Below are 25,736 nucleotides of genomic sequence, written 5' to 3' on the forward strand. Positions count from 1 at the left end.
CCGGCCTTGACCACCAGCACGACCGGCGGCCCGCCCGCCGCCGACCTCGACGAGCGCCGGGCCGGGACCTCGACGTCCCGGTTCGTCGCGGGGAAGGTCGGCGGCGCGCTCGCCAGCCTGGTGTTCGTCGTGGTGCTCGGGTTCCTGCTGTTCCGCATGATCCCCGGTGACCCCGTGGCCACCATGACGCGCGACCGCCCGACGAGCCCGGAGCAGCTCGCGCGGCTGCGCGAACGACTCGGCGTGGACGAGCCGTTGTGGCGGCAGTTCCTCGACTACGCCCTCGGCCTGCTGCGCGGCGACCTCGGCACGTCGTACCTGTACAACCGTCCGGTCGCCACGATGATCGGCGAACGGTTGTGGCCCACCATCCTGCTGGTGGGCACGGCGACCGTGCTCGCCGTCGCGCTCGGCATGTGGCTGGGCGTCAGGGCCGCGTGGAAGCGCGACAGCACGTTCGACCGCGTGCACACCGGCGTCGCGCTCACGCTCTGGTCCGTGCCGCAGTTCTGGCTCGGCCTGCTGCTGCTCATCGCCACGCAGGGGTTGTTCCCCAGCCGTGGCATGCGCTCGCCGGACCTGCCGGAGGGTTTCCTCGCCGAGACCCTCGACGTCGCCTGGCACCTGACCCTGCCGTGCCTGACGCTGCTCGCGGTGATCTACGCCCAGTACATGCTCGTGATGCGCTCCTCCCTGCTGGAGGAGATGGGCTCGGAATACCTGACCACCGCGCGCGCCAAGGGCCTGCGCGACGACCTCGTGCGGCGCCGCCACGCCGTGCCGAACGCGCTGCTGCCCGCCGTCACGCTCGTGTTCCTGCAGTTCGGAATGGTCGTGTCCGGCACGGTGACCGTCGAGGCCGTGTTCTCGTGGCCTGGGCTCGGACTGCTCACCTACGACGCGCTGCGGGGACCGGATCTGCCGCTGCTGCAAGGAGTGTTCGTGGTGCTGGCCGGATCGGTGATCGTCATGAACCTGCTCGCCGAGCTGCTCTACCGCGTGCTCGACCCACGGGTGCGTGCGGCATGACCTCACCGGCGTGGCAGCGGCGGCGCACCGCCGCGAGGGACCTCTGGCGGGAGTTCCGCACCAACCGCGGCGGGCTCGTCGGACTGTGCGTGCTCGCGGCGATCGTCGTGCTCGCCGTCCTGGCCCCGCTCATCACCGACGAGAGCGGGCTCGACGTCATCAGCGCCACCGGAACCCCGCTCCAGCCACCGTCGGGCGAGTACTGGCTCGGCACCGATGTCGACGGCCGCTCCGTGCTGCTGCTGACGTTCTGGGGCGCGCGGGTGTCGTTACTCGTGGGCTTCGCCGCGACGGTGCTGTCGGTGTTCATCGGCACACTCGTGGGCATCGTTGCCGCGCACTTCCAGGGCTGGCCATCCGCCGTGCTGCTGCGCGTCACCGACTTCTTCCTGGTCCTGCCCTCGCTGGTGCTGGCCATCGCGCTGTCCAGCGTGCTGACCAAGGGCGTCTGGACCATCGTGCTCGCCATCGGCGTCACGTCGTGGCCGTCGACGGCGCGGCTGGTCCGGGCGCAGACACTGACGATCGAGAGCAGGCCCTACATCGAGCGCGCGAAGGCGCTCGGCGGCGGGCACGCCCACCTCATCGGCAAGCACGTGCTGCCGGCGGTGCTGCCGCTCGTGCTCGCCAACACCACCCTCGTCGTCGGCAGCTCGATCATCGCGGAGTCGACGCTGTCGTTCCTCGGCCTCGGCGACCCCACCTCCGTGTCGTGGGGCTCGATGCTGCAGACGGCGCTGTCCTCCGGCGCGGTCACCGCCGGCGCCTGGTGGTACCTACTCCCGCCGGGGCTGGCGATCGTGGTGATCGTGCTGTCGTTCACCCTCGTCGGGCGGGCACTGGAGACGGTGCTCAACCCGCGCCTGAAGGCGGGAAGATGAGTCAGCTGCTCGAACTGCGCAACCTCGGCGTCACATACTCGACCGGCGGCGAGGCGGTGCAGGCCGTCCGCGGCGTGAACCTGGCCCTTGCGCCCGGCGAGACCCTGGGCATCGCGGGGGAGTCGGGCTCCGGCAAGTCCACGGTCGCGCTCAGCGTGCTGCGGCTGCTGCCCAGGTCCGCGAACGTCACCGGCGAGATCCTGCTCGACGGCGAGGACGTCACCACCATGCGCTGGGGCAGGCTGCGGGCGGTGCGCTGGTCGTCGGCCTCGGTCGTGTTCCAGGGCGCCATGCACGCGCTGAACCCGGTGCGCCGCGTCGGCGAGCAGATCGCAGAGCCCATCCGCCTGCACACCGACCTGCCCGAACCGAAGGTGCGGGCGCGGGTGACCGAACTGCTCGAGCAGGTGGACCTGCCATCGGAGAAGGCCCGGTCCTACCCGCACGAGCTCTCCGGCGGGCAGAAGCAGCGCGTGATGATCGCGATGGCGCTCGCGTGTGAACCGAGGCTCATCCTCGCCGACGAGCCGACCACGGCGCTCGACGTCATCGTGCAGGCACAGGTGCTCGCGTTGCTGGGCGAGCTCGTCGCCGAGCGCGGCATCGGGCTCGTGCTCATCACCCACGACCTGTCGGTGCTCGCGGCGACGTGCCGGCGCATCGCCGTGATGTACCGGGGCGAGGTGGTGGAGGAGGGACCCGGCGACGAGGTGATGGCGCGGCCCCGGCACGAGCACACCAGGGCGCTCGCGGCCGCGTTCCCGACGGTCGGCGACCCGGCCTCCCGGTTCGCCCCCGCCACCGCGAACCCCCTGCCGCCCGAACCGGACCGGGCCACACCCGACGAGGAGACGCCCGGACTGCTGGCCGCACGGGATCTCAGGGTCACGTTCCGTGATCGGCGCGGCGAGGCCGTCCACGCCGTCGCCGGAGTCGACCTCGACGTGCGCCGCGACGAGATCGTCGCGCTCGTCGGCCAGTCCGGCTCCGGCAAGACCACGCTCGCGCGGACCCTGCTCGGCCTGCAACGGCCCACCGCGGGCTCCGTGCTATACGACGGCAGGCTGGTGCCCACGTCGTCGGCGGGGCTGAAGGAGTACCGCCGCCAGGTACAGCTCGTGCTCCAGGACCCGGCGAGCGCGCTCAACCCCCGCCACACCGTCTACGAGGCCGTGGCCGAGGGCCCGCGCATCCACGGGCTCACCGGCGACGAGCGCTCGCTCGTGCTGGAGGCGCTCGCGGCGGCCGAGCTGCGACCTGCGGAGACATACCTGTCCCGGTTGCCGCACGAGCTCTCCGGCGGACAGCGGCAGCGCGTCGTCATCGCGGGCGCCCTCGCGCTGCGGCCCAGTGTGCTGGTGGCGGACGAGCCGGTGGCCTCGCTCGACGCGTCGGTGCGGGGCGAGATCCTCGGGCTGCTGCTGCGCCTGCGCAGGGAACTCGGGCTCGCCGCGCTCGTCATCACCCACGACCTCGGACTCGCGTGGAACATCGCCGACCGCGTGGCCGTGATGTACCGGGGTGAGCTCGTCGAGGTGGGCCCGGTGGAACAGGTGCTGCTCGAACCGCGGCACGAGTACACGAAGTCCTTGCTCGCCGCCCTGCCGACGGGTACGGCGCGTGCGTCCGAACGCGGTGTGTAACCTCGAAGCTCGACATGGCCACCACCACAGACCCCGTGCCCAACCCAGGCACCGACGCGGACCGGCCTGCTGCCGAAGCGGCGCTGGCCGATGTTCGTGAGCCGTCGCGGTTCCCGTACCGCACGATCGCGATGGGCGTCGTGGGAAGCATCCTGGTGCTGCTCGCCTCGTTCGGCGCCGCCGGCGTGCTCGTCCGCGATCCCGTGCTCGGCACGGGCCCGCTGTCGTGGATCCGGTACGGCCACGGCAAGGCGCTCGCCACGGTGCTGCTCTACGCGGGTTTCGGGCTGGTCGTGTGGGCGTGGGTCAGGCTAGGCCGCCACGCGCTCGCCGGGCGCATCGGGGCCAGGCCCGTCGTCGTGGCCGCGCTGTGCTGGATGGTGCCGCTGCTCGTCGCGCCGCCGTTGTTCACGCGCGACGTCTTCTCCTACCTGGGACAGGGCGCGCAGCTGCTGCACGGGCTCGACCCCTACGCCTACGGCCCCGCCGCGCTGGACACGCTGCCGGACGTGGTGCAGAACGTGCACCCGCTGTGGCAGACCACACCCGCGCCGTACGGGCCGCTGTTCCTGTTGGTCGCCAAGGGCATCGTGTCCTTCACCGGCAACAACATGATCCTCGGCGTCATCGTGACGCGGCTCGTGCTGCTGGTCGGGCTCGGCGCGATGCTGTGGGCACTGCCGAGGCTCGTGAAGCACCTCGGCGGCAAGCTGCCGGTGACGATGTGGCTCGCGGTTGCCAGCCCGATGATGGTGATCCACCTCGTCGGCGGTCCGCACAACGACCTGCTGATGCTGGGGTTGCTCACCCTCGGCGTGCTCGCCGCGCTGGAACGCAGGCACCTGCTCGCCGTCGTGCTCGTGACCATCGGCATGCTCATCAAGCCGACCGCCGCGATCGCCCTGCCGTTCCTGGTGTGGGTGTGGGCCAACCACCTGCCGGCGGAGGAGAGCCTGTTCCGGCGCTTCGTCAAGGCGGTCGTGCCGTCGCTGGCCGCGTTCGGCGCCGTGTTCGTGGTCGGCACCTGGTTGTCGCTGGGGTCGTTCAACCTCGGCTGGGTGACCGGACTGCAGGCGCCGCAGATCATCGCGAACTGGCTCAACTTCCCCACCGGCATCGGCGAGATCTTCTACACGCTCGTCAACGTCGTGGTGGACGTGCAGGCGTCGCCGTTCGTCACCGTGGCGCGCGGCATCGCCTGGGTCGTGCTCGCCGCGTTCCTGGTACGGCAGTGGTGGCTCTCGCGGCACGGCGGCACCGAGGCGATCTTCCGGATGGCGTTGTCGCTGCTCGCCGTCGCGATCCTCGCGCCTCCGACGCTGCCGTGGTACCTCACCTGGGGCTTCGTGATCGCCTCGGCGTTCCCGTGGAAGCGCCTGCACCTGGCCGGGATGGTCGGCGTGTCGATGTTCCTCGTGCTCGTGTACTACCCGACCGGCGAGCAGAGCCTTTACGACTGGTGGTTCATCGCGATCGTGATCGCGGCCAGCCTGTACGGCGCCGCGTCGCTGCTGCGCCCCGACCCGCTCGGCCTGATCGCCGCGTGGCGCAGGGAGCCGAAGCGGCCCGCCGAGCCGGAGCCGTCGGTCATGGACGAGCCGACCAGCCCCGCCACGCGCTGATCCCGGCCCGCACGAGCGGCCCCTCCGGAGGAGTCTCGACGTACTGCGGGTACTTGTCGCGCAACGCGGCCAGCATCCGCGCGTCCTCGGGCACCACGGTCGCGGCGCCGTCGGCGCGGACCCACCACAACCGGTTCCAGTCGTCGTCGTAGTGATCGACGAGGAACGAGACGTTGGGGTTGGCGGCGATGTTGCGCAGGCGGCGCAGGTTCGTGGTGCTCTTCGGCTTGGCGTCGATGACGAACGCGACGGTGTCGCCCACGACCGCGAAGGTCACGGGCACCAGGTGCGGCGCGCCCTCCGGTCCGACCGTGGCGAGCCTGGCCACCCGCGCGGCGGCGAACCGGCGCCGCGCCTCCCGCTCGTCCAACCGCACCCACTCAGGGTAGGCGGAGCCCACCTCCCCGGACTGCAGTGAAGGCCACCTTCACTGCGTTCAACGCAGTGAAGGTGGCCTTCACTGCAGTCGGCTAGCCCTCCAGCACCAGGCTGGCGGCGTCCGCGTCGAGCTGCGCGGGCACTCCCAGTGGGACGGTCAGCGCACCCGGGTGATGGCCGAAACCGAGGTCCCACACCATCGGCACCTCCAGCGGGCCGAGCCGGTCCAGCACCAGCGCACGCACGGAGTCCGGCGAGGCGCAGCCGCTCCACGAGCCGAGCGCGATGCCGTGGACGCCGTCGAACCAGCCCGCGCGTAGCAGGTGGGTGAGCATGCGGTCGATCCGGTAGAGCTCCTCGCCGACGTCCTCCAGCAGCGCGATGCCACCCCTCGCCGGCCGGCACTCCGGCGTGCCGAGGCCGGCGGCCAGCAGACTGAGGTTGCCGCCGACCAGCGTGCCGCGTGCGCGACCCGGTACGAGGGTCTCCGCATCCGGCCCCCGGAGCACGCGCCCGGCTGCGGGCGTGAACAGCGCCGCCCGCAGCCCCTCCGCGCCCACGGCGTCGAAATGCGTGGTCGCGGGCATCGGGCTGAACAGCGTCGGCAGCCCGAGGTGGACGCCGATCGCGTCGTGCAGTGCGGTGGTGTCGCTGGAGCCGGCGAACAGTGTCGGTCCCGCCGCGCGCAGTGCCGCCCAGTCGACGAGGCCGAGCATGCGCTGGCAGCCGTAGCCGCCCCGCGCGGCGAACACCGCCGCGACCTCCGGATCGAGCCACGCCTCCTGGAACTCGGCCGCCCGCTGGACATCGGTTCCCGCGAGGTAGGACAGCTCCGGGTGCCGCGCCCGCACGCCGGGAAGGCATCGAACCCGCAGGTCCCACGTCTGCAGTACGGCGACTCCGGCGTCCAGCCGGTCGGCGGGCACCGGACCGGCGGGTGCGACGAGTGCGACCGTGTCACCCGGACGCAGCGCCGTCCTCACCGCCGCAGGTCCACCGGCGGCACGCCGGGCGTGGCGAAACCGAACACCTGACCGTAGAACGCCAGCTCCGACTCGAGCGCGGTGACGATCGTGTCCGCCTTGCGGAACCCGTGCTGCTCGCCCTCGAACGTCAGGTGCGCGTGCGGGATGCCGGTGCCGCGCAGCGACTCCACGAACCGCTCGGCCTGCTCGGGCGGGCAGATCTCGTCCTCCAGCCCCTGCAGCAACAGCACCGGGCCCGCGAGGGCGCCGATGTTGTTGATGGGGGAGCGTTTCAGGTAGCGCTCGGCGGTCTCCGGCAGCGGGCCGATCAGCCCGTCGAGGTAGCGGGACTCGAAGTCGTGGGTCTCGCCGCCGTCGCCGGTCCACGGCTCCAGGTCGAGGATCGGGAACTTGATCGTTGCCGCGCTGTACGTGCGCACCGTCGTCATCGACGCCGCGGAGGTGAACCCGCCCGCGCTGCCGCCCCGGATCGCGATCCGCTCGCCGTCGGCCGTGCCCTCGGCGACGAGTGCCCCGGCCACGGCGGCGCAGTCGGCGACGTCAACGAGGCCCCAGCGTTCCCGCAGCCGCTCGCGGAACTGCCTGCCGTAGCCGGTGGAGCCGCCGTAGTCGACCGCGACCACTCCGATGCCGCGGCTCGTGAAGTAGGCGAAGTCCAGCGACAACACCGGGTAGTTCCGCCCGGTCGGGCCGCCGTGCGCGTGCACGACGTAAGGCGGCAGCTCACCGTGGGGCGCCGTGAACTCCGGGTTCGCCGGCGGGTAGACGTAGGCGGGCACCGGCTCGCCGTCCGCGGTGTGGAACGTCCGCGCCCGCGGAACCGGCAGGTAGCCGGCGGGCGGCAGCGGTGGCTGCGGCGTGAGGTCGGTGACGGTCCCCGTGCCGAGGTCGACGTGGACCACGGCGATGTCCCGCCGGGGCCCGGCGGCGATCCCGACGACGCCGCCGTCGAACACCGCGGGCGAGGTGGCCCACTCGGTCAGCTCGGGCGCCACCGGGGTCAGCGACCGCGTGGCCTCGTCGAGCACCGCGAGCCTGCCGGAGTGGAGCACGGCGTGCCTGCCGCCGCCGAGCGGAACCGTCCAGCGGGCACCGAGCTTCCACAGCGCCCCGCCGAGCTCGGCCTCGGCGGGCGCGAGGTTGGTGAGCTCGCCGTCGAGTGTGACGCGATGCAGGTTCCACCAGCCGTCCGGATCGAGCAGCGCCAGCAGCGTGCCCGATTCCTCCCACTCCAGCTGGCACACCGAGACGTCCGGACCGCCCGCCAGCACGTGGTGGGCGCCGAACGTCCCGTCCTCGTGGACCTCGGCCACGCACAGCTCGGTGCCGTCCCACGGCATCGCCGGGTGGTTCCAGCCAAGCCACGCGGCGTGCCGGCCGTCGGGCGAGAGCTGGGGTGCGGTGAGGAAATGGTGGCTCGCCGAGAGCGAACGCGGCTCACCCCCGGTCAGTGGGATGGCGACGAGGTCGCGGGCGATGTCGGTGCGCCGGGGGCCGGTGGTGCGCTCCCGAACCGCCCACACCTCGCCCTTGCGGCCGGGCCGCAGGTCACCGTAGCGGATGCCGTGGTGCTCGTGGGGCTCCGGTGTGATCGGTGTGACCTCGCCGGAGATCAGGTCGCGGACGTGGACGCGCTGGTCGGTCCAGTTGGTGAAGACGAGGGTGGTGCCGTCGGAGAGCCACGGCCTGCCGCCGTACTCGTGGACCCGGTTGCGGGCGTTCCACGGTGCGGGGAGCAGCTCCTCCACGTCTCCGTCCACCGACCTGACCAGCGACACCCGGCCGCCCTCGGCGGGGCGCGCCTCGGCCCACCACACGGCGCCGTCGACGACGTCGAGCCACTGCGGGACGACCCCGGCGGAGGCGACGTCGGCGGCCTGGATGGGCGATGACCAGCTACCGTACGGCGCGATCTTCGGCATTCGCCCACCTTAGGTGACTCGCGGGACGCGAGTGCTCGCCCCGGACGAGCTTGATCTTGGAAGTTGGCTTAGGGTCGTAAGTGCCATGGCTCGCGTCATACACGTCTTCCGTCAACCCGACCGCTTCGTCGCGGGAACCGTCGGGGAACCCGGCGACCGCACGTTCTTCCTGCAGGCGTCGGAGACCACCCGCACGATCAGCGTGACGATCGAGAAGCAACAGGTCGCCGTGCTGGCCGAACGGCTCGGCTCGCTGCTCGAGGAGATCGCCAGCCGCTTCGGCGCCGACGTGCCGGAGGAGGTCCCCGACGAGCTGGTCGACACCGAACCGCTCGACGTTCCCGTCGAGGAGGAGTTCCGGGTCGGCACGATGGGCCTCGGCTGGGACGCCGAGAGCAAGGCGGTGGTCATAGAGCTGCTCGCCATCACCGAGGGCGAGGTGGACGAGACGGTGGTGCTCGACGACACCGAGGAAGGCCCCGACGCGGTGCGGGTCTTCCTGAGCCCCGCCGCCGCGCGCGCGTTCGCCGCGCGGGCCGACCGCGTCGTCAACGCGGGCCGCAAGCCGTGCCCGCTGTGTGGTGAACCCCTCGACCCCGCGGGACACATCTGCCCGCGCCAGAACGGCTATCGTCGGGATTCGGAACTCACCGACGACGAAAGCTGACAGCGAGTTGGCAGCAGAACACGTGGACCCGGCCGACCCCGCGGCCAGGGAGCTGGTCGCGCGCGGCCGCATCGACGTCGAGGGCAGGCTCGTCGACGCCTCGAACGTCACGCTGTTCTGCAACATCGAGCTCGACGGCGTGAGCGCCAACGCGGTGTACAAGCCGGTGAACGGCGAACGCCCGCTGTGGGATTTCCCCGACGGCACGCTCGCGGGCCGCGAGGTGGCGACGTACCTGGTCGCGGAGGCCGCCGAGCTGGGGAGCGTGCCGCCGACGGTGCTGCGTGACGGGCCGTTCGGCGAGGGCATGGTGCAGCTCTGGATCGAGACGACCGACGAGGAGCTCGTCGACGTCTGCGCGCCCGAGGACCTGCCGGAGGGCTGGCGTGTGGTGTTGCACGCCCACGACCGGCTGGGCGAGCCCGCGGTGCTCGCCCACGCGGACCATCAGGGCCTGCGGGACCTGGCCGTGCTCGACATCGTCGTGAACAACACCGACCGCAAGGGCGGGCACGTTCTGGCCGGTGGCGACGGGCGGATCTACGGCGTCGACCACGGCATCTGCCTGCACACCGACCCGAAGCTGCGGACCGTGCTGTGGGGCTGGGTGGGTGACCCGCTGCCCGGCGAGTCGGTGGACAAGCTGCAGAAGCTGCGCTGGGCGCTGGACCACGAGCTGGGGGAGACGCTCGCCGCGCACCTCACCCGCGCGGAGATCCGCGCGGTGGCCCGGCGCGCCGACCAGCTCCTCGCGGAGCCCGTCTTCCCGGCGCCGGGCGACGACTGGCGTGCGATACCGTGGCCGCTGTTCTGATCAGCGGAACAAGTCGGCGTTGCGCCGGGCCCACTCGGCGTAGGTGATGGGCGGTCGGCCGGTGGCCCGCTCGAAGTCGTGCTCGACGGATACCCGCAGGTCCGGGCCTCCCGCCAGCAGCCACTCGGCGGTGTCCTCGTCGATCCCGGAGGCCAACCAGGCCTGTTTGGCCTCGTCCCTGGTCTGCTCGATGTAGCGGATGTCCCGGCCGAGCGCGTCCCCGAACGCCCGCACCTGCTCCGGGATCGTGATCTGCTCGGGACCGCTGAGGCGGTAGACCTTGTTCTCGTGGCCGTCGCCGGCGAGCGCGGTGGCCGCGATGGCGGCGATGTCCGACATCGCGATGGCCGTGTCGGAGGACTGCGGGAACGGAGCAAGCACGACGCTCTCGGTGCGGATGCTCTCCGCCCAGTTGGTCGTGTTCTCCATGAAGGCTCCCGGACGCAGGAAGGTCCAGTCCAGGCCCGACTCGCGCAGCGTGCGCTCGATGGCGACGAACGACAGCGCGTACTCGTCCTCGGCGTCGTCGGTGGCGAGGATCGACGTGAGCGCGACGACGTGGCGGACGCCGGCCCGCTTCGCCATCTCCGCCACGGTCTCGATCGTCTCCGCGGTGGGCGGGAGGTAGAGCTTCTCGACGCCGTCGAGAGCGGCGGTGAGTGTCTCCGGCTTGCGCACGTAGCCGGTGAACACCTCCACCTCGGCGGGTAGCGCGGCCTTGGCGGGGTTGGTGGTGAGTGCGCGAATCGTGTGGCCGCGGCCGGACAGCTCGTCGACCACCATGCGGCCGATGTTGCCCGTCGCGCCGGTCACCAGGATCGTCATCTGGACAGCCCCCAACTCAGTACGGTGTACGAAGTGAAGGTGCCAGCTTACCCCGTACAGCGCACGGAGTCATAGGATGGCCCCGATGACGCACGACAACGACGGTTCGCCCGACCTCACGCGGGGCATGCGACTGCTCTGGCGCGCCGAGAACGGCGCCCGCCGCGGCCCCAAACCGGCGCTCGACCTCGACCGGATCGTCCAGGCCGCCATCGAGATCGCCGACGCCGACGGCCTCATGGGCCTATCGATGCGCAAGGTGGCCGACCGGCTCGGCGTCGGGACGATGTCGCTCTACACCTACGTGCCCGCGAAGGCCGAGCTGGTGAGCCTGATGCTCGACGCCGTGGACGCCGAGGGCGTGCTGCCGCACACGGTCGAGGGCTCGTGGCGGGCCAAGACCGAGTCGTGGGCGCGCGAGGACTGGAGGCTCTACCACCGGCACGAGTGGACGCTGCACGCCTCCGGCCGCCACCCGCTCGGACCGAACACGATGCGCCGCTTCGACTCGGCGCTGCGGTCGCTGGCCGGCACCGGACTGCCGGAGGCCGAGATCGTGGCCGTCGCCGACGTGATCGACACCTACATCCGCGGGATGGCGCGCCGCTCGGTCGAGATGCGGGACCGCGAGCAGCGCACCGGCGTCAGCGAGGCGCAGTGGTGGGCCGAGCACGGACCGATGCTCGACGAGTACCTGGCCGGCGATGCGTTCCCCGCCGTGCGCGAGGTCAGGGCCGCAGGGGCGTTCGAAAGCGACCTCGACAGCTTCGAGTACGGGCTGCAGCGGATCCTCGACGGCGTCGAGGGTCGCATCGAGGCGGCGGGCTGACGGCGTGGCGGGGAGCGCCGGGCGACGGCCTCCCGCTAGGTTCGGCTCCGTGCGCTCCCATTCCTACGACGACATCCTGAGCGGGCCGCGCAGGCGGAAGGTGCCGGAGGTGCCCGCCGAGCCGGGTCTGGTGCTGGAGGACCCCGCGAGCGGCTACTGCGGGGCGCTCGTGAAGCTCGAGTACGGCAGCGCCGTGCTCGAGGACCGGCACGGCAACCACCGCGTTTTCCCGCTGGGACCGGCCGCGTTCCTGCTGGAGGGCAAACCGGTGACCCTGGTACCCGCCCGCCAGACCGCCACACCCGCGCGCACGATGTCGGCGTCGGGGTCGGTGCGGGTCGAGGGGCTCAAGGCCCGCGTCGCGCGCGACTCGCGCATCTGGGTCGAGGGCAAGCACGACGCCGAACTCGTAGAACGGGTCTGGGGACACGACCTGCGCGTGGAGGGCGTCGTCGTCGAAGCTCTGGACGGCGTCGACGTGCTCGCCGAGCGCATCGCGGAGTTCGGCACCGGGCCGGGCCGCAGGCTCGGGGTTCTCGTGGACCACCTCGTGCCCGGCAGCAAGGAGTCCCGGCTCGTCGCGGCGATCGACGACGAGAACGTGCTGGTCACCGGCCATCCCTACGTCGACGTCTGGCAGGCGGTGAAGCCCGCGTCGGTGGGGATCCGGCAGTGGCCGTCGGTGCCCAAGGGCGTGGAGTGGAAGGAAGGCATCTGCACCGCGCTCGGCTGGGGCGAACCCTACGAGGGCTGGCAGCGCGTGCTCGCCGGGGTGAGCAGCTTCCGCGATCTCGAGACCCCACTCATCGGTGCGGTCGAACGCTTGATCGACTTCGTCACCGATCCGGAGGCGTGAGCATCCTCCGGCAAGGTCACGCGTAGATCACTTCCCGTGATCTTCTCGGTGGAAATGGTGACGATCTGGGAGCATGGCGGCATGACAGCGGCACTCATCTGGCTCATTGTCGGAGTCGGCCTGATCGTGGCGGAAGTGCTTTCCGGCGATTTCGTTCTGCTCATGCTCGGGCTCGGCGCCTTGTTCGGCGCGGGCTCGGCGGCGTTGTCCGGGAACGTGTTCATCGACGTCGCGGTGTTCGCGGTCGCCTCGCTCGGCCTTATTGTGCTCGCCAGACCGGCGCTGAAACGCCGGTTCCTCTCCGGCCCTGGAGTCAAGACGAACGCCGACGCCCTGGTGGGAGCCCAGGCGCTGACAGTGTCTACTGTGGATGCGCACAGTGGTCAGGTGAAACTCGCCGGTGACGTGTGGTCGGCCCGCAGCATCGCCGAGGGGCAAGTGATCGATCCAGGCACGACGGTCACGGTCGTCGAGATCTCCGGGGCGACCGCCGTGGTTTCGGCGGAACCGTGATGGCCGTCGGCGCCAGCGCGGAAAACGATAGAAAGACGAAGGGAAGTACGTTTTGTCGACGGCAGCGATAATCGTTGTCGCCATCCTCGCACTGTTCGTGATCGTCACGGTCGCGAAGGCGCTGATGGTGGTGCCTCAAGCGCAATCGGCGGTGATCGAGCGCCTCGGCCGGTTCAAGACCGTTGCCTCTCCCGGCCTGAACTTCCTGGTCCCGTTCCTCGACAAGGTACGGGCCAGGGTCGACCTGCGCGAGCAGGTCGTCTCGTTCCCTCCGCAGCCGGTCATCACGCAGGACAACCTGACCGTCTCGATCGACACGGTGGTGTACTTCCAGGTCACCGACTCCCGTGCCGCGGTCTACGAGATCTCCAACTACATCGTGGGTGTGGAGCAGCTCACCACCACCACCTTGCGCAACGTGGTCGGTGGCATGAGCCTCGAGGACACACTGACCTCGCGTGACTCGATCAACCAGCAGCTGCGCGGTGTGCTCGACGAGGCGACCGGCCGGTGGGGCATCCGTGTCGCCCGCGTGGAGCTGAAGGCGATCGACCCGCCACCCTCCATTCAGGACTCGATGGAGAAGCAGATGCGCGCCGACCGGGAGAAGCGCGCGATGATCCTCACCGCCGAGGGTCAGCGGGAGTCCGCGATCAAGACGGCGGAAGGTCAGAAGCAGAGCCAGATCCTCGCGGCCGAGGGTTCCAAGCAGGCCGCGATTCTCGCCGCCGAGGCGGAACGGCAGTCGCGGATCCTGCGCGCACAGGGTGAGCGGGCCGCCCGCTACCTGCAGGCGCAGGGTCAGGCCAAGGCGATCGAGAAGGTGTTCGCCGCCATCAAGGCGAGCAGGCCGACACCGGAGGTCCTGGCGTACCAGTACCTGCAGACTCTGCCGCAGATGGCGCAGGGCGACGCCAACAAGGTGTGGCTCGTGCCCAGCGACTACGGCAAGGCGCTCGAGGGCTTCGCGCGTTCGCTCGGTGCGCCCGGTGAGGACGGCGTGTTCCGCTACGAGCCGCCGAAGGAGGAGCGGGTGGAGATGCCCGCGCTGGACGACGACGAGGTCGCCAGCTGGTTCGACACCTCGACCGACCCGAAGGTCGCCGAGGCCGTGCGGGAGGCGGAAGCCGTTGCGCGGCAGGAAGTTCCCGGTCCGCTGACCTCCACTCCGGGGCCGAGGCCGTCGGCGCTGTCCCCGCTCGGTGGCACACCACGGCCCACCGAGCCCGAGCCGGAGGCGGACGAGGCGCAGGAGCCGCCCCAGCAGCAGCTGCCGCCGACCCCGCCACCGCCGGCTCCGCCTGCGAACAACCCGCCGACCCCGCCCTCGGGGCCGTTCGGTGCGAGCCCACAGCAGGGCTACCCGCAGCAGCCGGGTCCGTTCAACCCGCCGCAGGGCGGCGGTGGTCCGTACCCGCCGCAGAACCCGCCGTACGGCGGGCCGCCTCGGCAGCAGTAGCCACAGTGGCAAGGGGCGCCCTCGCGATCCACTCGCGAGGGTGCCCTTTCCTTTGTGCTCAGCGCTTTCTGGCGCAGACGCCGTCGTCGCTGAGGTCGGCCCGCACACGACCGTGACCGCCACGGTGTGCCGGTGGTGTGCGGTAGCCACGTCGCCGACACCGACACGAGCGGGCGGTCAACAGGCCGGACGGGCCGGCTCTCAGCGCCCGAGGTCGGACACCGGCGAGAGCTCGGGGCGCTTGGGCGTGACGGCGTCGCCGGAGGACTCGCCACGCAGGCGACGACCGATCCAGGGCAGCGCGTGCTCGCGAGCCCACCGCAGGTTCTGTGCCCGCTCCTGCCGGGGACTGAGCACCGCACGCGGACCCAGCTCGTCCGGTGCGACGGTGTGCTCCACGCCGAGGACGTCGAGCACGGCGCGGGCGATTCGCGTGTGGCCGAGCGCGTTGAGGTGGATGCGATCGGCCGACCACAGCCTCCGGTCGCGCAGCTCGCGCATGGCCCACATGTCCACGAGCAGCGTGCGGTGCCGGGCGGCGATGAGGCGCACATGCTCGTTGTAGATGGCCGTGCGGCCGCGCATCCGGCGGAACAACGGGTCCTCGACGCCGTCGACGCCGGTGAAGAGCATTACGGTGGCGCCGGTTGCGGCGAGCGTGCCCACGGCGGCGTCGTACTGCTCGGCGAGCGCGTCGATGTCGGTCTTCGGCCGCATCAGGTCGTTGCCGCCCGCGTAGAGGCTGACGAGGTCGGGCTTCATCTCCACCGCGGGTCCGAGCTGCTCGGCCAGCACCTGCGGCAGGAGCCTGCCGCGGATCGCCAGGTTGGCGTAGGCGAGCGCGGGGTTGTGCCGGGCGAGCTGCTCGGCGGTGCGATCGGCCCAGCCGCGCACGTTGTTGGGGTAGGCCGGGTCGTCGTCGCCGACGCCTTCGCTGAACGAGTCGCCGAGGACCACGAACCGTTCGATCATGCTCCGCACTGTAGTGATGCCGTCGTTGTGGCCTGTCACACGCGCTGTCGTTCGCGGTGGTCGGCGACGTGGACCCGGGTGGCGCAGCGGGTGGAGCAGAACCGGCGGCGGCCGTTGCGCGAGGTGTCGACGTACACGACGTCGCAGCCCTCACGCGCGCACACGCCCATGCGGGCGGGGTCGTCGCAGAGCAGGTGCGCGAGGCCGCCCGCGGTGTAGGCCTGGATGCGGCGCACCCAGCCGTCGTCCTCGGCGGCGTAGTGGATGTGCGGCGGCTTGCCGTGGTGCCGTGAGATGTGCGGGCGGCACGCGGAGTCGGCCAGCAGCGTGTTCAGCAGCTCCACGCGCCTGCCGACGTCCGGCTCGGCGAACACCTGCCGCAGCCGCTCCGCCCATTCGGCCACGTCACGAGCCTGTGCCGTGGTCAGCGACGTGAGCCGCATGTCCTCGGCCCGCAGCCGGGACACCAGTTCCTCCGGCGGTGCGCCCGCCGCGTTGACGATCACCACGGCCACGCGTGCAGCGGTGCCGCCGTAAGGGTTGAACTCCACTAAGGCATTACATCACGATGGCGGCATGATCGACCAACGTTGCCCGCGATGCGGGTGGCCCATTCGCGAACTGCCGGTTCCCGCGGCCTCGACCCATCCGATGTCGAGCGGCCAGGTCAGCTACCGGCGCTGTGTCTGCGGCAGCTGGCTACTGGTGCTCAACGGCGAGGTCCTCGGCGCGACGCGCACCCCAGCGTGACGCCAGCTCGACCGCAGTGAAGGCCACCTTCACTGCGCTGAACGCAGTGAAGGTGGCCTTCACTGCAGTCGGGGTCCCGTGGTGGCTTGGCTAGGTCTGGCCGCGGTGCTCGGCGAGGATCTGCGCGAGGGTGTGCGCCGGCGAGCTGTCGAGCTTGTGCCGATGGGCGTCGTAGCGGTCGCGAGTGGTGCGGATATCGGCGTGGCCCAGGAGGTCCTGCACCTTCTGCACCGGGACGTTGTGGGCCAGCAGCAGGGTGCCGGTGGTGCGGCGGGCCGTGTGCGGCGAGATGGTCGCCGCGGCGGGCAGCCCGGCGGCCTCGGCGAACCGGCGCAGCGCCTGCCACACGTCCCGCTGCCGCAGCGGTTTGCCGCCTGGCTTGGCCGGGTCGTGCGGATGCGGGGTGGTTGCGAGCAGCGGCCCGGTGAGCCGCTCGGGGGCCAGCCCCACACGGTCGGCGCGGCGGCCGAGGTAGCGCGCGAGCGGGCGCAGCGCCGGTGCCACCACGGGGACGAAGTCACGCTGCCCGCCTTTGCCGGTGTAACGCAGGATCGTGTGCCCCGAGTCGGTGTCGAGGTCGGCGACGGTCGCGGTGGTGATGCCGGAGACGCGCAGCCCCGTGTAGAAGAGCAGCGCCACGAGTGCGGCGTCGCGCCAGGCGGCCTCCGTGTCGAGGCGCAGCGCGCGGGACTCGACATGGTCGAGCAGCGCGGCGGTGGATCGCTCGTCGAGCGCCGAGCGAGGCGAGGCCTTGGCCCGCTTGGGCCTGGTCACGGCACCGATCGGGTTGGTGTCGGTGACGTCGTTGGACTGAAGGTACCGGTACCAGCTCGACACGCCGGCAAGGGTGCGTGCGACCGTCGATGGCGCGGCGGGCCGGGGAACGCCGTCGCGGCCGGTCACCGTGAGCGTCGTCTTCCACGCGTCGACGTCCGCGCGCCGCGCCCGGAGCGGGTCGAGCCCGCTGCGGTCGCACCACGACAGCCAGGCCGCGAGGTCGGCGTAGTAGGCACGACGGGTGTGCTCGCTCTTGTCGGAGCTCAGCCAGAGCACGGTGACGTGCCGGACGGCGTAGCGGTCCGACGGGTCGGCGGGTGGCAGGGCGGGCAACAGGGCCACGGCCTCGGCGAGGTCGTGCGCGGTGGCCTGCCGAAGGGCCAGCTCACCGGAGTTCGCGCGGTCGATCATGGTCTGGCGATTGTGCACTGTCGCCGGAGGAAAAAGTCGGAAAAGATGTCGGGGCCGTGTCGATTCCGCCGGGGGTCCGTTCGACGCGTCGTTGACGACCGGCACGGGAGCCGGTCACCGACACAGAGGGAGACAACGACATGCGCTTCATGATGATCGTCAAGGCCAGCGAGGAATCCGAGTCCGGCGCGGTGCCGTCCGAGCAGGAGCTCGCCGAGATGGGCAGGTACAACGAGGAGCTGGTCAAGGCGGGCGTGATGCTGGACGGCAACGGTCTGCTGGAGACCGCCAAGGGCGCGAAGGTCCAGTACCACGGCAAGGGCAAGACCACGGTGGTCGACGGCCCGTTCACCGAGACCAAGGAGCTCATCGCCGGCTACTGGATCATCGACGTCAAGTCCAAGGACGAGGCCATCGAATGGGCTCGCCGGATCCCGTTCGCCGAGGGCGAGGTCGAGATCCGCAAGGTCGCCGAGGCCGAGGACTTCGGCGACTCCTACACACCCAAGGAGGCCGAGGACAAGCTGCGCGAGAAGATCGCTGAGCAGCACAAGTCCTGAACCCGCTTGCCGTCACGCCGCCGTCCTGCTGTGATTGGCGGCTGTGACGGCTGCCGTGGAAACCCATCGCGCGATCGAGGCCGTCTGGCGGATCGAGTCCGCAAGGCTCATCGCCGGGCTGGCCCGGATGATGCGTGATGTCGGGGCCGCGGAGGAGCTCGCGCAGGACGCGCTCGTGGCGGCACTGGAGCAGTGGCCCGAGTCAGGCGTCCCCGACAACCCCGGAGCCTGGCTCATGGCCGTGGCCAAACGGCGGGCGATAGACCAGTTCCGCCGCCAGGAACGGCTGGAGCGCAAGGTCGAGGAGATCGGTCGTGACCTGGAGACGCGGGTCGAGCCCGAGCCCGAACTGGACGACATCGGCGACGACCTGCTGCGACTGGTGTTCACGGCGTGCCATCCGGTGCTGTCCACCGAGGCGCGCGTCGCGCTGACGCTCCGCCTGCTCGGCGGCCTGACCACCGACGAGATCGCACGCGCGTTCCTGGTGCCCGAACCCACCGTCGCGCAGCGGATCGTGCGCGCCAAGAAGACGCTCGCGAAGAAGAAGATCCCGTTCGAGGTGCCGCAGGGTGCGGAGCTGGCCGAGCGCCTGTCGTCCGTGCTGGAGGTCGTCTACCTGATCTTCAACGAGGGCTACTCCGCCACCGCGGGCGACGACTGGATGCGGCCGGAGCTGTGTACGGACGCGCTGCGGCTGGGCCGCGTGCTGGCCCAGCTCGCCCCGAAGGAACCCGAGGTGCACGGGCTGGTGGCGCTGCTGGAGATCCAGGCGTCCCGCGCCAGAGCCCGCACTGGGCCCGACGGGGAGCCGATCCTGCTGCTCGACCAGGACCGCGGCCGCTGGGACCGGTTGCTCATCCGCAGGGGGCTCGCCGCGTTGCAACGCGCCGAGGCGCTCACCGACTCGCTCGGCCCGTACGCGCTGCAGGCCGCGATCGTGGCCTGCCACGCCCGTGCCCGCACGCCGCAGGAGACGGACTGGTCCCGCATCGCCGCGCTGTACGGCGAGCTGAACCGGGTGAACCCGTCGCCGATCGTGGAGCTCAACCGGGCGGTCGCGGTGTCCATGGCGGACGGTCCGGACGCCGGGCTCGCGCTCGTCGACCGGCTGACCGGGGAGCCGGCGCTCGCGAAGTACCACCTGCTGCCGAGCGTGCGCGGCGACCTGCTCGCCAAGCTCGGCAGGCACGCCGAGGCACACGAGGAGTTCACCTCGGCGGCCGGGCTGACCCGCAACGAGCGCGAACGGACGCTGCTGCTGGCGCGGGCCGAGCGCGCGGCCGGGGCAGCCGGACTCAACTCCCGAGGCGGCTGAGCGACTGCATGGCGTCCCGTTCGATGCGGGCCAGCTCGCCCAGCACGGCGCTCGCCTGCACGAGCCGGTCCGCGTCGCCGGACTCGCCGGCCCTCGCGATCAGCGCCGCGGTCTCCGTCCACAACAGGGCCGCCTCGGCGTACAGACGGTGACCGGTGCGCAGGTGCGCGCTGTCGAGCACCCCGGTGGCCTCGGCTAGGAAGTCACGGTAGAGGTTACGGAACAGGGCACCGCCGGTGCCCGCCTGCTCCATGAGACGCGCGGCCTGCGGCAGGTCCCGCCGCGGGTCGTCGGCGCGTTCGAGCCAGGTTCGCACCAGCTTGCCCGCCTTCGCGATGCCCCGGTGGCCGACGTTGGCGATGGGCGGGTCGAGGAAGGCGTCGGCGCAGGCGGTGATGGCGGGTACGAGCCGGGTCCACGGCGAAGGCGCGCCGCTCGGCACGGTGAGGGTGAACGAACGGTGCCGTGCCGTCATGGGGCCACGTGCGGCCCTGGCCTCGGCGAGGCTGGGCAGGCTCGTGGACACCGCTCCGCCCTGCTGTTCGGTGTCCACGAGGTAGGCGGCGTGGTCGTCGTATCCGTACATCGCCACGACGTGCCCGCCGAAGTGGACCTTCGCGGTGAAGTAGTCCAGGTGGTAGCTGTCGAGCTGCAGGCCGACGGGGTGCCCCGCTTCGAGTGGTCCCGCGACGTTCTCCCACGCCCTGCGGGCCGAGCCGGTCTCCCGGACGCGCAGCTCCAGCCCGAGCGTCGTGGCCAGCTTCCTGGTCAGCTCGAACGGTTTCACCCGGCCGCCGAGGAAGGGAAAGTCCAGGTTCTTGCCGTCCCAGTAGAGGAACGACAGACCCGAGCCGAGGCCGAAGAGCATGGGCTCCGAAAGGTCGAGCCCCTCGTGGCGCAGCAGCACGCCCAGTGCCGTGGTCTCGCAGTGCTGCCCGCCGCGGGTGTCGACGCCGTTCACCATGGTCATGCGCTGTGCTCCTCGACGTGGACGGCGTAGCAGCGGTAGCCCGAGCTCGCGTCCACGTGGACCGGGGCGAGCGGCTTCGGCGCGAAGCTGCCGATGGTGAGAAGTTCGTGCTGCACACCACCATGGTGGACTCTCCCATGGTGGGATGGTCCACTCAGCCGAGCGTGAGGTCGGCCCGCGCCGCCAGCACGGCCAGCCGGACGCGGTTCGGGATGCCGGTCTTGGTCATCAGGCTCGCCACGTGGGTCTTCACCGTGGTGACCCCGATGTGCAGGCGCTGGGCGATCTCGCCGTTCGACAGCCCGTCGCCGATCAGCGCGAGCACGTCGCGTTCGCGGTCGGTGAGTTGCGCCAGCTCCGGCAGCGGGCGCGCCGGGTCCGACTCCCGCGCGGTGACGGCGGTCCGGACGAGCCGGTGCAGCACGGTGCGGCTGAACGGGGCGTCCCCGGCCGCGACGCGCCTGATCGACTCCAGTACCTCCTCCGGCGCCGCGTCCTTGGCGAGGAAGCCGTGGGCCCCTGCCGCGAGCGCGGGGTACAGGTGCTCGTCGTCGTCGAACGTGGTGAGCACGAGGATCCGGGTGGCAGGCCGCGACGCCAGGATGCGGGCGGTGGCCGAGATCCCGTCCACACCGGGCATCCGCAGGTCCATCACCACGACGTCGGGCGTGGTCCGCTCCACCAGCTGGGTGGCCTGGTGCCCGTTGTCGGCCTCGCCGACCACTTCGAGGTCCTCGGTGGTGCCGCACAGCATGCGCAGGCCCGCCCGCACCAGCTGCTGGTCGTCGACGAGCAGGACCCGGATCACCGCACCGCCTCCGGGACGCCGGTGGGCACGGCGACGGTCAGCTCCCAGCCCGACGCCAGCGCACCCGCCCGCATGTGCCCGCCCAGCAGCTCCACCCGTTCGCGGATGCCCACCAGGCCGAAACCGGTGCCGGGGCGGAGTTCGTGGCCGCCCGTGCCGCCGCCGTCGTCGCGTACCTCGACCCGCACCTCGTCGTCGCGGGCGTGCACGCGCAGGCTCGCGCGCGCCCGGGTACCGGCATGTTTGATCACGTTCGTCAGGCCCTCTTGCACCACTCGCAGGACCGCGAGCCGCCGCATGGCATCCAGTGCGGCGACGGCGGGATCGATCTCCGCGTCCAGTATCAGGCCGGTGCCGCGCGCGCGTTCGACCGCAGCGACGAGGGCGCCCGCGAGCCCGTCGGGTTCCGCGAGGGCCGCACCGGCCTCGTCGTTGACGGTCGCCGGGTCGCGCAGCGTCGAGACCAGCCGTCGCAGGTCGTTCAGCGCCGTGCGGGCAGTGCCGTGGACGTCGGTCAGCGCCTGTGCGACCTCGGGTTCCCGGTCGCCCAGCGCGACCCTGGCCGCGCCGACGCGCATCGCGACCGACGCCATGTAGTGGGCCACGAGGTCGTGCAGCTCCCGTGCGATCGCGGTCCGCTCGCCCGCCCTCGCCTCCCGCACGGCGGCCTGCCGCCTGCGCTCGGCCTCCATCGCGACGTTGAGCACCGAACGGATGTAGTAGCCGATCATGATCGGCGGCAGAGTGGCGACGGCGATCGTCGGCGGGGTCAGCAGCGGGTCGAAGTTCTGGGTGTACACCGCGAGCTGCGCCGCCACGTAGACGATGCCGCCGACCCAGCACTGCCTGCCCGCGCGGCGCATCGTCAGCTCGCCGACCGCGATGGCCGCGAACACGAAAAGCAGCGCCTCGGCCGCCGTCGCCGAGGCGACCCGCGTGCCGACGACGAGCAGCACGGACTGCGCGACCGTGACGGCCAGCGGGAACCGCCCGCCCGCGATCGTGGCCGTGGCCGACGTCAGGCCGAGCACCCAGTCCGCCGTGCCGGGGTTCAGCGGGCGGCAGAGCAAGAAGAGGTACGCCAGCGCGCACACCAGCGGCAGGAATCGGACCGGTGCCCACACGAGCGTGGGAAACCGGCTCAGAAACCGCGACAGCACAACTCGACCTTAGGGAGGTCGCCGGATCCGCGCCTCCTACCGGGGGAGGAGGCGGGATCCTTCACCCGGCCGCGAGGTGCGGCCCGCTGGCCGAGGGAAACGGGCTTGATCACTGAAACCGTGGGGATCATGACCACCAGGACACCCGCGCGCGGCTTGCCCGTCTTTCTCGCGGCGGCGCTGCGGCAACCGCATCTCGTCGGCGCCGTCGTCCCCAGCTCGCGTGATCTCGGTCGGCAACTGGCCACGGTGGTGCCCCGGCAGGGCAGCCCCGTGGTCGTGGAGCTGGGCCCCGGCACGGGCGCTGTCAGCGAGGTGATCGACCGTCGGCTGCCTCCCGGTGGCAGGCATCTCGCGGTGGAGATCAACCCGAGGATGGCCGAGCACCTCCGGCGCAGGCATCCCGCGATGTCGGTGCTGTGCGGCGACGCCGCCGAGCTGGACACGCTGCTCGCCGGCGTCGGCGCGGCGCGCGTGGAGGCCGTGGTGAGCGGCCTGCCGTGGTCGCTGTTCGGTGAGGACCTCCAGCGCCGGGTGCTGGCACAGGTGTGTGGGGCGCTCGGGCCGGGCGGGGGTTTCAGCACGTTCGCCTACCGGCATGCCTCGCGCCTCGCCGGTGCGCAGCGGTTCCGCGCGCTGCTGGACATCTTCTTCGACGAGGTGATCGTCACGCGTACGGTGTGGCGGAACCTGCCGCCCGCGCTCGTCTACGTGTGCAGGCGACCGGTCGGGCCGGGCGCCCATGCCTGACGTCCTGCCGTGGCTGGCCGGCCTGCCACGGCCCCTGCTGCTCGTCGTCGCCGGCCTGTTGGTCACCGCCGAGGCCGGGTTGCTGATCGGTGTGGCGTTGCCGGGGGCGAGCGCGGTGATCGCGATCGGGGTGCTGGCCAGGGGCGGGCTGGCCGAGCCGGCGCTCGCGGCGGCGACCGTGGCGCTGGCCGCCGTGGTGGGCACCCAGCTGGCGTACCTGCGAGGCAGACAGGGTGCCCTGCCGACGCCGAGGCGGCTGCACGGTCCGCGCGGTCGCGCGCTCGGGCTGCTGGAACGCAGGGGAGTGGCGGCGCTCGGCGTGGCGCAGTGGTTCGCGGTGACGCGGACGCTCACTCCCCGGCTCGCCGGGTACGGAGGGATGACCTACCGCCGCTTCGCCGCCGTGAGCGTGCCGGTGGCGGCGCTGTGGGGCGCGACGCTCACGACGCTCGGCTACGTGGCGGCGTCGGCCTACGACTCGCTCGCCCAGTGGTTCGGCTTGTCCGCCGTGGCCGTGCTCGCGGCCGTGGCCGTGGTGGGGTGGCTGGTGCGCAGGGCGCTGGCGAGGGCCCGGCGGGGCTATCCGTCGATGAGCGCCTGCAAGCCGGGCGCGTAGTGGTCGGCGACGCGCTCCGGGTTCACGGTCGCTGCCAGGCCCTCGCGGTCGACGGCCAGCACCGCGCCCAGCCCGAGCAGGTGCGCGACCACCAGCTCGGCGCGCAGGCCGGCGTCGGGGCCTTCCAACCGGGTCGCGATCCGGTCGGTCACCTGCTGGCGGAACCGCTCCCGCAGCAGGGCGCGTTCGTCGCCGCTTCCCGCCGCGAACACCACGCGCACCAGGAGGTCGCTGCCCTGTTCCCGGCGGTACCGCACGAGCGTGAGCACCAGGTGCCTGCCCAGTTCGGCGTTGGGCACGGCGAGCAGGGCGTCGGCCGCTCCGGTGAAGTCGGCGACCGTGTCGAACAGACCCTCCTTGCTGCCGAAGTGCTTGACGATCAGTGACGCGCTGACCCCGGCCTCCGCGGCGATGTCGCGCAGGGTCACGGCGGCGTAGGGCTGCCGGGCGAACGCCTTGCGCGCGGCCCGCAGGATCGCGCCCCGCCCTGAGTCGGAGGCGGTCACGCGGCCGCCTCCGCGAAAGCCGGCTTGGCCTTCCCCGCCCGTGCCCGCCCAGGGATCAGCAGGGTGCACACCAGCGCGGCGAGCGCAGCGGCGCCGGCGAGGACGAACACGAGGAGATAGGCGTTCAGCGTGGGCGCGGTGTGCCCGGCGTGGGTGGCGGTGACACCGGCCAGCACGGCGCCGACCACGGCACTACACCCGGACTGGCCGATGGAGCGCATGAGGACGTTGAGCCCGTTGGCCGCGGCGGTCTCGGTCACGGGCACAGCATGCACGATCAGGGCGGGCAGGGCGGAGTACGCCACGGCGGTACCCGCCGCGACCACCGTCGCACCCGCGATGATCGTCGCGAGGTTCTCGCTCGTGAACAGGCGCACGACATAGCCGAAGGCGAGCAGCGTGCACGCGACCGCGAGGGTCCAGCGGGGCCCGCGGGCGGCCGACAACCTGGCCGAGACCGGGGACAACAGCACCATCGTGACCCCGGCAGGCAGCAGGCACAGCCCGCTGACCACCACGGACTCGCCGAGCCCGTAGCCGGTCGATGTGGGTTCCTGCACGAGCTGGGCGGTGGCCAGCGAGTTGGCGTAGTAGGCGAACCCGACGAGCAGGGCGGCGAGGTTGGTGAACAGCACCGGAGGGCGTGCGCTGACCCGGAGGTCGACCAGCGGGCGCCGCGCGCGCAGCTGATGCAGGCCCCACACCGGTGCGAGCGCGGCGGCCGCGGCGAACAGCCCGAGCGTGAGCGGCCCCGTCCAGCCCCACGTGCCGCCCTTCGACACGGCCAGCAGCCCGCACACCAGGATCGCGGTGAGTCCCAGCGCGCCGGCGATGTCGAACCGGCCGCTGGTGCGCACCGGTGACTCGGGCACGAGGAGCAGCACCAGCAGCGCCTCGGCGACCCCGAGTGCCACGCAGACCCAGAACATCGTGTGCCAGTCGGCGTAGCGCACCACGAGAGCCGAGAACGGCATGCCGAACGCCGCTCCCACGCCGATGGTGGAGCTCATGACGGCGATCGCGGACACCACGCGCTCCGGTGGCAGCTCGTCGCGCATGATGCTGATCCCCAGCGGCACGAAGGCGATCGCCGTGCCCTGCAGCGCCCTGCCCGCGATGAGCACCGGCAGCTGCGAGCTGACCGCGCACAGCGCTGACCCGGTGACCATGAACCCGAGGTTGAGTAGCAGCATCCGGCGCTTGCCGTACATGTCGCCGGCACGGCCGAGCAGCGGCGTGCACACCGCGCCCGTCAGCAGCGTGGCGGTGACGAGCCAGCTCACGTCCGATCGGGAGGCGCCGGTGAGGCCCGGTAACAGGGGCAGCAGCGGCACGACGAGCGTCTGCATCAGTGCGACGACGACACCGCCGAACGCGAGCGTGGCGACGAACAGGCGCGGGCGGGGGACGGGCTGGGCGGTCACGTCGCTCCAGGGGTGAACCGGTGTTTACCCGCACGATGGTAAACGTGTGTTCACCGCGCCGGCCAAGGCGGGTGCGTCCGGATAGTCGGTGGACTCGGCTCGGCGGGCGTTGCTACCTTGCGATCATGTCCAGTCCCGAGGCGTCAAGACTCTAGCCACCGGCGCGCCGGTGGCCTTTCTCGTGCCGTCGCTGTCAGCGACCGCCGCCATCGATTCGCGCTCGACATCGGACTGATCCCTTTTCCGCGGTAGCGGGCCCCTTGGTGCCCGCAGCTCTGCCGCGTCCCTGT

Annotated in this window: 27 protein-coding genes; 15 read left to right on the plus strand and 12 right to left on the minus strand. The window is 71.7% G+C overall.

What is annotated here, in order from left to right:
* Positions 1 to 6: 6 nt before the first annotated feature.
* The 4 genes from FCN18_RS08675 to mptB are packed head-to-tail and all read left to right on the plus strand — an operon-like array spanning position 7 to position 5,175.
* On the plus strand, positions 7 to 1,029 hold the full coding sequence (locus FCN18_RS08675) for an ABC transporter permease (protein ID WP_137094300.1): 1,023 nt from the start codon (positions 7 to 9) through the stop codon (positions 1,027 to 1,029).
* Entirely contained in the window at positions 1,026 to 1,910 is an 885-nt protein-coding gene (locus FCN18_RS08680) for an ABC transporter permease (RefSeq protein WP_113642065.1), read from the plus strand. The genes FCN18_RS08675 and FCN18_RS08680 overlap by 4 nt, the downstream gene beginning before the upstream one ends.
* Positions 1,907 to 3,553: a dipeptide ABC transporter ATP-binding protein gene (locus FCN18_RS08685; RefSeq protein ID WP_137094303.1), complete on the plus strand. Its 1,647-nt coding sequence runs from the start codon at positions 1,907 to 1,909 to the stop codon at positions 3,551 to 3,553. Before FCN18_RS08680 ends, FCN18_RS08685 begins: the two co-directional genes overlap by 4 nt.
* 14 nt (positions 3,554 to 3,567) lie before the next feature.
* Positions 3,568 to 5,175: a polyprenol phosphomannose-dependent alpha 1,6 mannosyltransferase MptB gene (gene mptB / locus FCN18_RS08690; protein WP_112270497.1), complete on the plus strand. Its 1,608-nt coding sequence runs from the start codon at positions 3,568 to 3,570 to the stop codon at positions 5,173 to 5,175.
* On the opposite strand, the gene FCN18_RS08695 is transcribed toward mptB, so the two are convergent.
* The 3 genes from FCN18_RS08695 to FCN18_RS08705 all read right to left on the minus strand — a co-directional run bounded on the left by FCN18_RS08695 (position 5,141) and on the right by FCN18_RS08705 (position 8,461).
* Positions 5,141 to 5,551, minus strand: a complete 411-nt coding sequence (locus FCN18_RS08695; RefSeq protein WP_137094305.1) for a TIGR03668 family PPOX class F420-dependent oxidoreductase — start codon at positions 5,549 to 5,551, stop codon at positions 5,141 to 5,143. The two genes, mptB and FCN18_RS08695, sit on opposite strands and share 35 nt — an antisense overlap.
* 94 nt (positions 5,552 to 5,645) lie before the next feature.
* Positions 5,646 to 6,536, minus strand: coding sequence for a S66 peptidase family protein (locus tag FCN18_RS08700; protein WP_112270495.1), 891 nt, complete (start codon positions 6,534 to 6,536; stop codon positions 5,646 to 5,648).
* Positions 6,533 to 8,461, minus strand: coding sequence for a dipeptidyl-peptidase 5 (locus tag FCN18_RS08705; RefSeq protein ID WP_137094308.1), 1,929 nt, complete (start codon positions 8,459 to 8,461; stop codon positions 6,533 to 6,535). The genes FCN18_RS08700 and FCN18_RS08705 overlap by 4 nt, the downstream gene beginning before the upstream one ends.
* Before the next feature lie 85 nt (positions 8,462 to 8,546).
* Here FCN18_RS08705 and FCN18_RS08710 point away from each other — a divergent pair, with 85 nt between their 5' ends.
* Positions 8,547 to 9,128, plus strand: a complete 582-nt coding sequence (locus FCN18_RS08710) for a DUF3090 domain-containing protein (RefSeq protein WP_110336007.1) — start codon at positions 8,547 to 8,549, stop codon at positions 9,126 to 9,128.
* Between the two features lie 7 nt (positions 9,129 to 9,135).
* Positions 9,136 to 9,942: an SCO1664 family protein gene (locus FCN18_RS08715; RefSeq protein WP_137094310.1), complete on the plus strand. Its 807-nt coding sequence runs from the start codon at positions 9,136 to 9,138 to the stop codon at positions 9,940 to 9,942.
* Here the strand turns inward: FCN18_RS08715 and FCN18_RS08720 are convergent, their stop codons facing one another.
* Positions 9,943 to 10,767, minus strand: coding sequence for an NAD(P)H-binding protein (locus tag FCN18_RS08720; protein ID WP_137094312.1), 825 nt, complete (start codon positions 10,765 to 10,767; stop codon positions 9,943 to 9,945).
* 85 nt (positions 10,768 to 10,852) lie between these two features.
* Between FCN18_RS08720 and FCN18_RS08725 the strand changes: the two genes are divergently transcribed.
* The 4 genes from FCN18_RS08725 (at position 10,853) to FCN18_RS08740 (ending at position 14,424) form a co-directional block, all read left to right on the plus strand.
* Positions 10,853 to 11,596: a TetR/AcrR family transcriptional regulator gene (locus FCN18_RS08725; RefSeq protein WP_112270692.1), complete on the plus strand. Its 744-nt coding sequence runs from the start codon at positions 10,853 to 10,855 to the stop codon at positions 11,594 to 11,596.
* Between the two features lie 49 nt (positions 11,597 to 11,645).
* Positions 11,646 to 12,452: a DUF3097 domain-containing protein gene (locus tag FCN18_RS08730; protein ID WP_112270487.1), complete on the plus strand. Its 807-nt coding sequence runs from the start codon at positions 11,646 to 11,648 to the stop codon at positions 12,450 to 12,452.
* Between the two features lie 81 nt (positions 12,453 to 12,533).
* Positions 12,534 to 12,965: an NfeD family protein gene (locus tag FCN18_RS08735; RefSeq protein WP_112270690.1), complete on the plus strand. Its 432-nt coding sequence runs from the start codon at positions 12,534 to 12,536 to the stop codon at positions 12,963 to 12,965.
* A gap of 124 nt (positions 12,966 to 13,089) precedes the next feature.
* Positions 13,090 to 14,424 (plus strand): SPFH domain-containing protein, encoded by a 1,335-nt coding sequence (locus FCN18_RS08740; protein ID WP_228713798.1) that lies wholly within the window; start codon positions 13,090 to 13,092, stop codon positions 14,422 to 14,424.
* Between the two features lie 201 nt (positions 14,425 to 14,625).
* Here the strand turns inward: FCN18_RS08740 and FCN18_RS08745 are convergent, their stop codons facing one another.
* Both FCN18_RS08745 and FCN18_RS08750 read right to left on the minus strand, forming a co-directional pair.
* Positions 14,626 to 15,396 carry an SGNH/GDSL hydrolase family protein gene (locus tag FCN18_RS08745; protein WP_112270688.1) on the minus strand — a complete coding sequence of 257 codons (771 nt, stop codon included), beginning with the start codon at positions 15,394 to 15,396 and terminating at the stop codon, positions 14,626 to 14,628.
* Between the two features lie 35 nt (positions 15,397 to 15,431).
* A complete protein-coding gene (locus FCN18_RS08750) occupies positions 15,432 to 15,947 on the minus strand; it encodes a CGNR zinc finger domain-containing protein (protein ID WP_137094317.1) in 516 nt (171 codons plus the stop codon).
* Between the two features lie 25 nt (positions 15,948 to 15,972).
* On the opposite strand from FCN18_RS08750, the gene FCN18_RS39465 reads away from it, so the two are divergent.
* Positions 15,973 to 16,146, plus strand: a complete 174-nt coding sequence (locus tag FCN18_RS39465) for a hypothetical protein (RefSeq protein ID WP_170200523.1) — start codon at positions 15,973 to 15,975, stop codon at positions 16,144 to 16,146.
* A 90-nt stretch (positions 16,147 to 16,236) separates the two neighbouring features.
* Here the strand turns inward: FCN18_RS39465 and FCN18_RS08755 are convergent, their stop codons facing one another.
* Positions 16,237 to 17,334, minus strand: a complete 1,098-nt coding sequence (locus tag FCN18_RS08755) for a tyrosine-type recombinase/integrase (protein WP_137094319.1) — start codon at positions 17,332 to 17,334, stop codon at positions 16,237 to 16,239.
* A 140-nt stretch (positions 17,335 to 17,474) separates the two neighbouring features.
* Between FCN18_RS08755 and FCN18_RS08760 the strand changes: the two genes are divergently transcribed.
* Both FCN18_RS08760 and FCN18_RS08765 read left to right on the plus strand, forming a co-directional pair.
* Positions 17,475 to 17,894, plus strand: coding sequence for a YciI family protein (locus tag FCN18_RS08760; protein ID WP_137094322.1), 420 nt, complete (start codon positions 17,475 to 17,477; stop codon positions 17,892 to 17,894).
* A 34-nt stretch (positions 17,895 to 17,928) separates the two neighbouring features.
* Positions 17,929 to 19,212 carry an RNA polymerase sigma factor gene (locus FCN18_RS08765; protein WP_112270478.1) on the plus strand — a complete coding sequence of 428 codons (1,284 nt, stop codon included), beginning with the start codon at positions 17,929 to 17,931 and terminating at the stop codon, positions 19,210 to 19,212.
* Here FCN18_RS08765 and FCN18_RS08770 read toward each other — a convergent pair.
* The 3 genes from FCN18_RS08770 to FCN18_RS08780 form a co-directional block, all read right to left on the minus strand.
* A complete protein-coding gene (locus FCN18_RS08770; RefSeq protein WP_137094324.1) occupies positions 19,193 to 20,182 on the minus strand; it encodes a BtrH N-terminal domain-containing protein in 990 nt (329 codons plus the stop codon). The genes FCN18_RS08765 and FCN18_RS08770 overlap by 20 nt on opposite strands.
* Before the next feature lie 154 nt (positions 20,183 to 20,336).
* Positions 20,337 to 20,990 (minus strand): response regulator, encoded by a 654-nt coding sequence (locus FCN18_RS08775; RefSeq protein ID WP_112270474.1) that lies wholly within the window; start codon positions 20,988 to 20,990, stop codon positions 20,337 to 20,339.
* Positions 20,987 to 22,150, minus strand: a complete 1,164-nt coding sequence (locus tag FCN18_RS08780) for a sensor histidine kinase (RefSeq protein ID WP_113642056.1) — start codon at positions 22,148 to 22,150, stop codon at positions 20,987 to 20,989. The genes FCN18_RS08775 and FCN18_RS08780 overlap by 4 nt, the downstream gene beginning before the upstream one ends.
* Before the next feature lie 129 nt (positions 22,151 to 22,279).
* Between FCN18_RS08780 and FCN18_RS08785 the strand changes: the two genes are divergently transcribed.
* Together FCN18_RS08785 and FCN18_RS08790 are read left to right on the plus strand one after the other, a co-directional pair.
* Entirely contained in the window at positions 22,280 to 22,900 is a 621-nt protein-coding gene (locus tag FCN18_RS08785) for a class I SAM-dependent methyltransferase (protein ID WP_112270470.1), read from the plus strand.
* On the plus strand, positions 22,893 to 23,516 hold the full coding sequence (locus FCN18_RS08790) for a DedA family protein (RefSeq protein WP_112270468.1): 624 nt from the start codon (positions 22,893 to 22,895) through the stop codon (positions 23,514 to 23,516). The genes FCN18_RS08785 and FCN18_RS08790 overlap by 8 nt, the downstream gene beginning before the upstream one ends.
* Here the strand turns inward: FCN18_RS08790 and FCN18_RS08795 are convergent.
* Both FCN18_RS08795 and FCN18_RS08800 read right to left on the minus strand, forming a co-directional pair.
* On the minus strand, positions 23,480 to 24,022 hold the full coding sequence (locus FCN18_RS08795; RefSeq protein WP_112270466.1) for a TetR/AcrR family transcriptional regulator: 543 nt from the start codon (positions 24,020 to 24,022) through the stop codon (positions 23,480 to 23,482). The genes FCN18_RS08790 and FCN18_RS08795 overlap by 37 nt on opposite strands.
* Positions 24,019 to 25,446: an MFS transporter gene (locus FCN18_RS08800; protein WP_228713776.1), complete on the minus strand. Its 1,428-nt coding sequence runs from the start codon at positions 25,444 to 25,446 to the stop codon at positions 24,019 to 24,021. Before FCN18_RS08800 ends, FCN18_RS08795 begins: the two co-directional genes overlap by 4 nt.
* Positions 25,447 to 25,736 lie beyond the last annotated feature (290 nt).

The sequence above is a fragment of the Prauserella endophytica genome (genome assembly GCF_005146945.1).
Classification (GTDB): Bacteria; Actinomycetota; Actinomycetes; order Mycobacteriales; family Pseudonocardiaceae; genus Prauserella_A; species Prauserella_A endophytica.

What these genes read in the sequence shown, in the direction of transcription:
- FCN18_RS08680 (WP_113642065.1), top strand. Translation starts at nt 1,026, where the DNA reads ATGACCTCACCGGCGTGGCAGCGGCGGCGCACCGCCGCGAGGGACCTC.
- FCN18_RS08685 (WP_137094303.1), top strand. Translation starts at nt 1,907, where the DNA reads ATGAGTCAGCTGCTCGAACTGCGCAACCTCGGCGTCACATACTCGACC.
- mptB (WP_112270497.1), top strand. Translation starts at nt 3,568, where the DNA reads ATGGCCACCACCACAGACCCCGTGCCCAACCCAGGCACCGACGCGGAC.
- FCN18_RS08705 (WP_137094308.1), bottom strand. Translation starts at nt 8,461, where the DNA reads ATGCCGAAGATCGCGCCGTACGGTAGCTGGTCATCGCCCATCCAGGCC.
- FCN18_RS08710 (WP_110336007.1), top strand. Translation starts at nt 8,547, where the DNA reads ATGGCTCGCGTCATACACGTCTTCCGTCAACCCGACCGCTTCGTCGCG.
- FCN18_RS08720 (WP_137094312.1), bottom strand. Translation starts at nt 10,767, where the DNA reads ATGACGATCCTGGTGACCGGCGCGACGGGCAACATCGGCCGCATGGTG.
- FCN18_RS08725 (WP_112270692.1), top strand. Translation starts at nt 10,853, where the DNA reads ATGACGCACGACAACGACGGTTCGCCCGACCTCACGCGGGGCATGCGA.
- FCN18_RS08735 (WP_112270690.1), top strand. Translation starts at nt 12,534, where the DNA reads ATGACAGCGGCACTCATCTGGCTCATTGTCGGAGTCGGCCTGATCGTG.
- FCN18_RS08740 (WP_228713798.1), top strand. Translation starts at nt 13,090, where the DNA reads ATGGTGGTGCCTCAAGCGCAATCGGCGGTGATCGAGCGCCTCGGCCGG.
- FCN18_RS08745 (WP_112270688.1), bottom strand. Translation starts at nt 15,396, where the DNA reads ATGATCGAACGGTTCGTGGTCCTCGGCGACTCGTTCAGCGAAGGCGTC.
- FCN18_RS39465 (WP_170200523.1), top strand. Translation starts at nt 15,973, where the DNA reads ATGATCGACCAACGTTGCCCGCGATGCGGGTGGCCCATTCGCGAACTG.
- FCN18_RS08755 (WP_137094319.1), bottom strand. Translation starts at nt 17,334, where the DNA reads ATGATCGACCGCGCGAACTCCGGTGAGCTGGCCCTTCGGCAGGCCACC.
- FCN18_RS08760 (WP_137094322.1), top strand. Translation starts at nt 17,475, where the DNA reads ATGCGCTTCATGATGATCGTCAAGGCCAGCGAGGAATCCGAGTCCGGC.
- FCN18_RS08770 (WP_137094324.1), bottom strand. Translation starts at nt 20,182, where the DNA reads ATGACCATGGTGAACGGCGTCGACACCCGCGGCGGGCAGCACTGCGAG.
- FCN18_RS08785 (WP_112270470.1), top strand. Translation starts at nt 22,280, where the DNA reads ATGACCACCAGGACACCCGCGCGCGGCTTGCCCGTCTTTCTCGCGGCG.
- FCN18_RS08790 (WP_112270468.1), top strand. Translation starts at nt 22,893, where the DNA reads ATGCCTGACGTCCTGCCGTGGCTGGCCGGCCTGCCACGGCCCCTGCTG.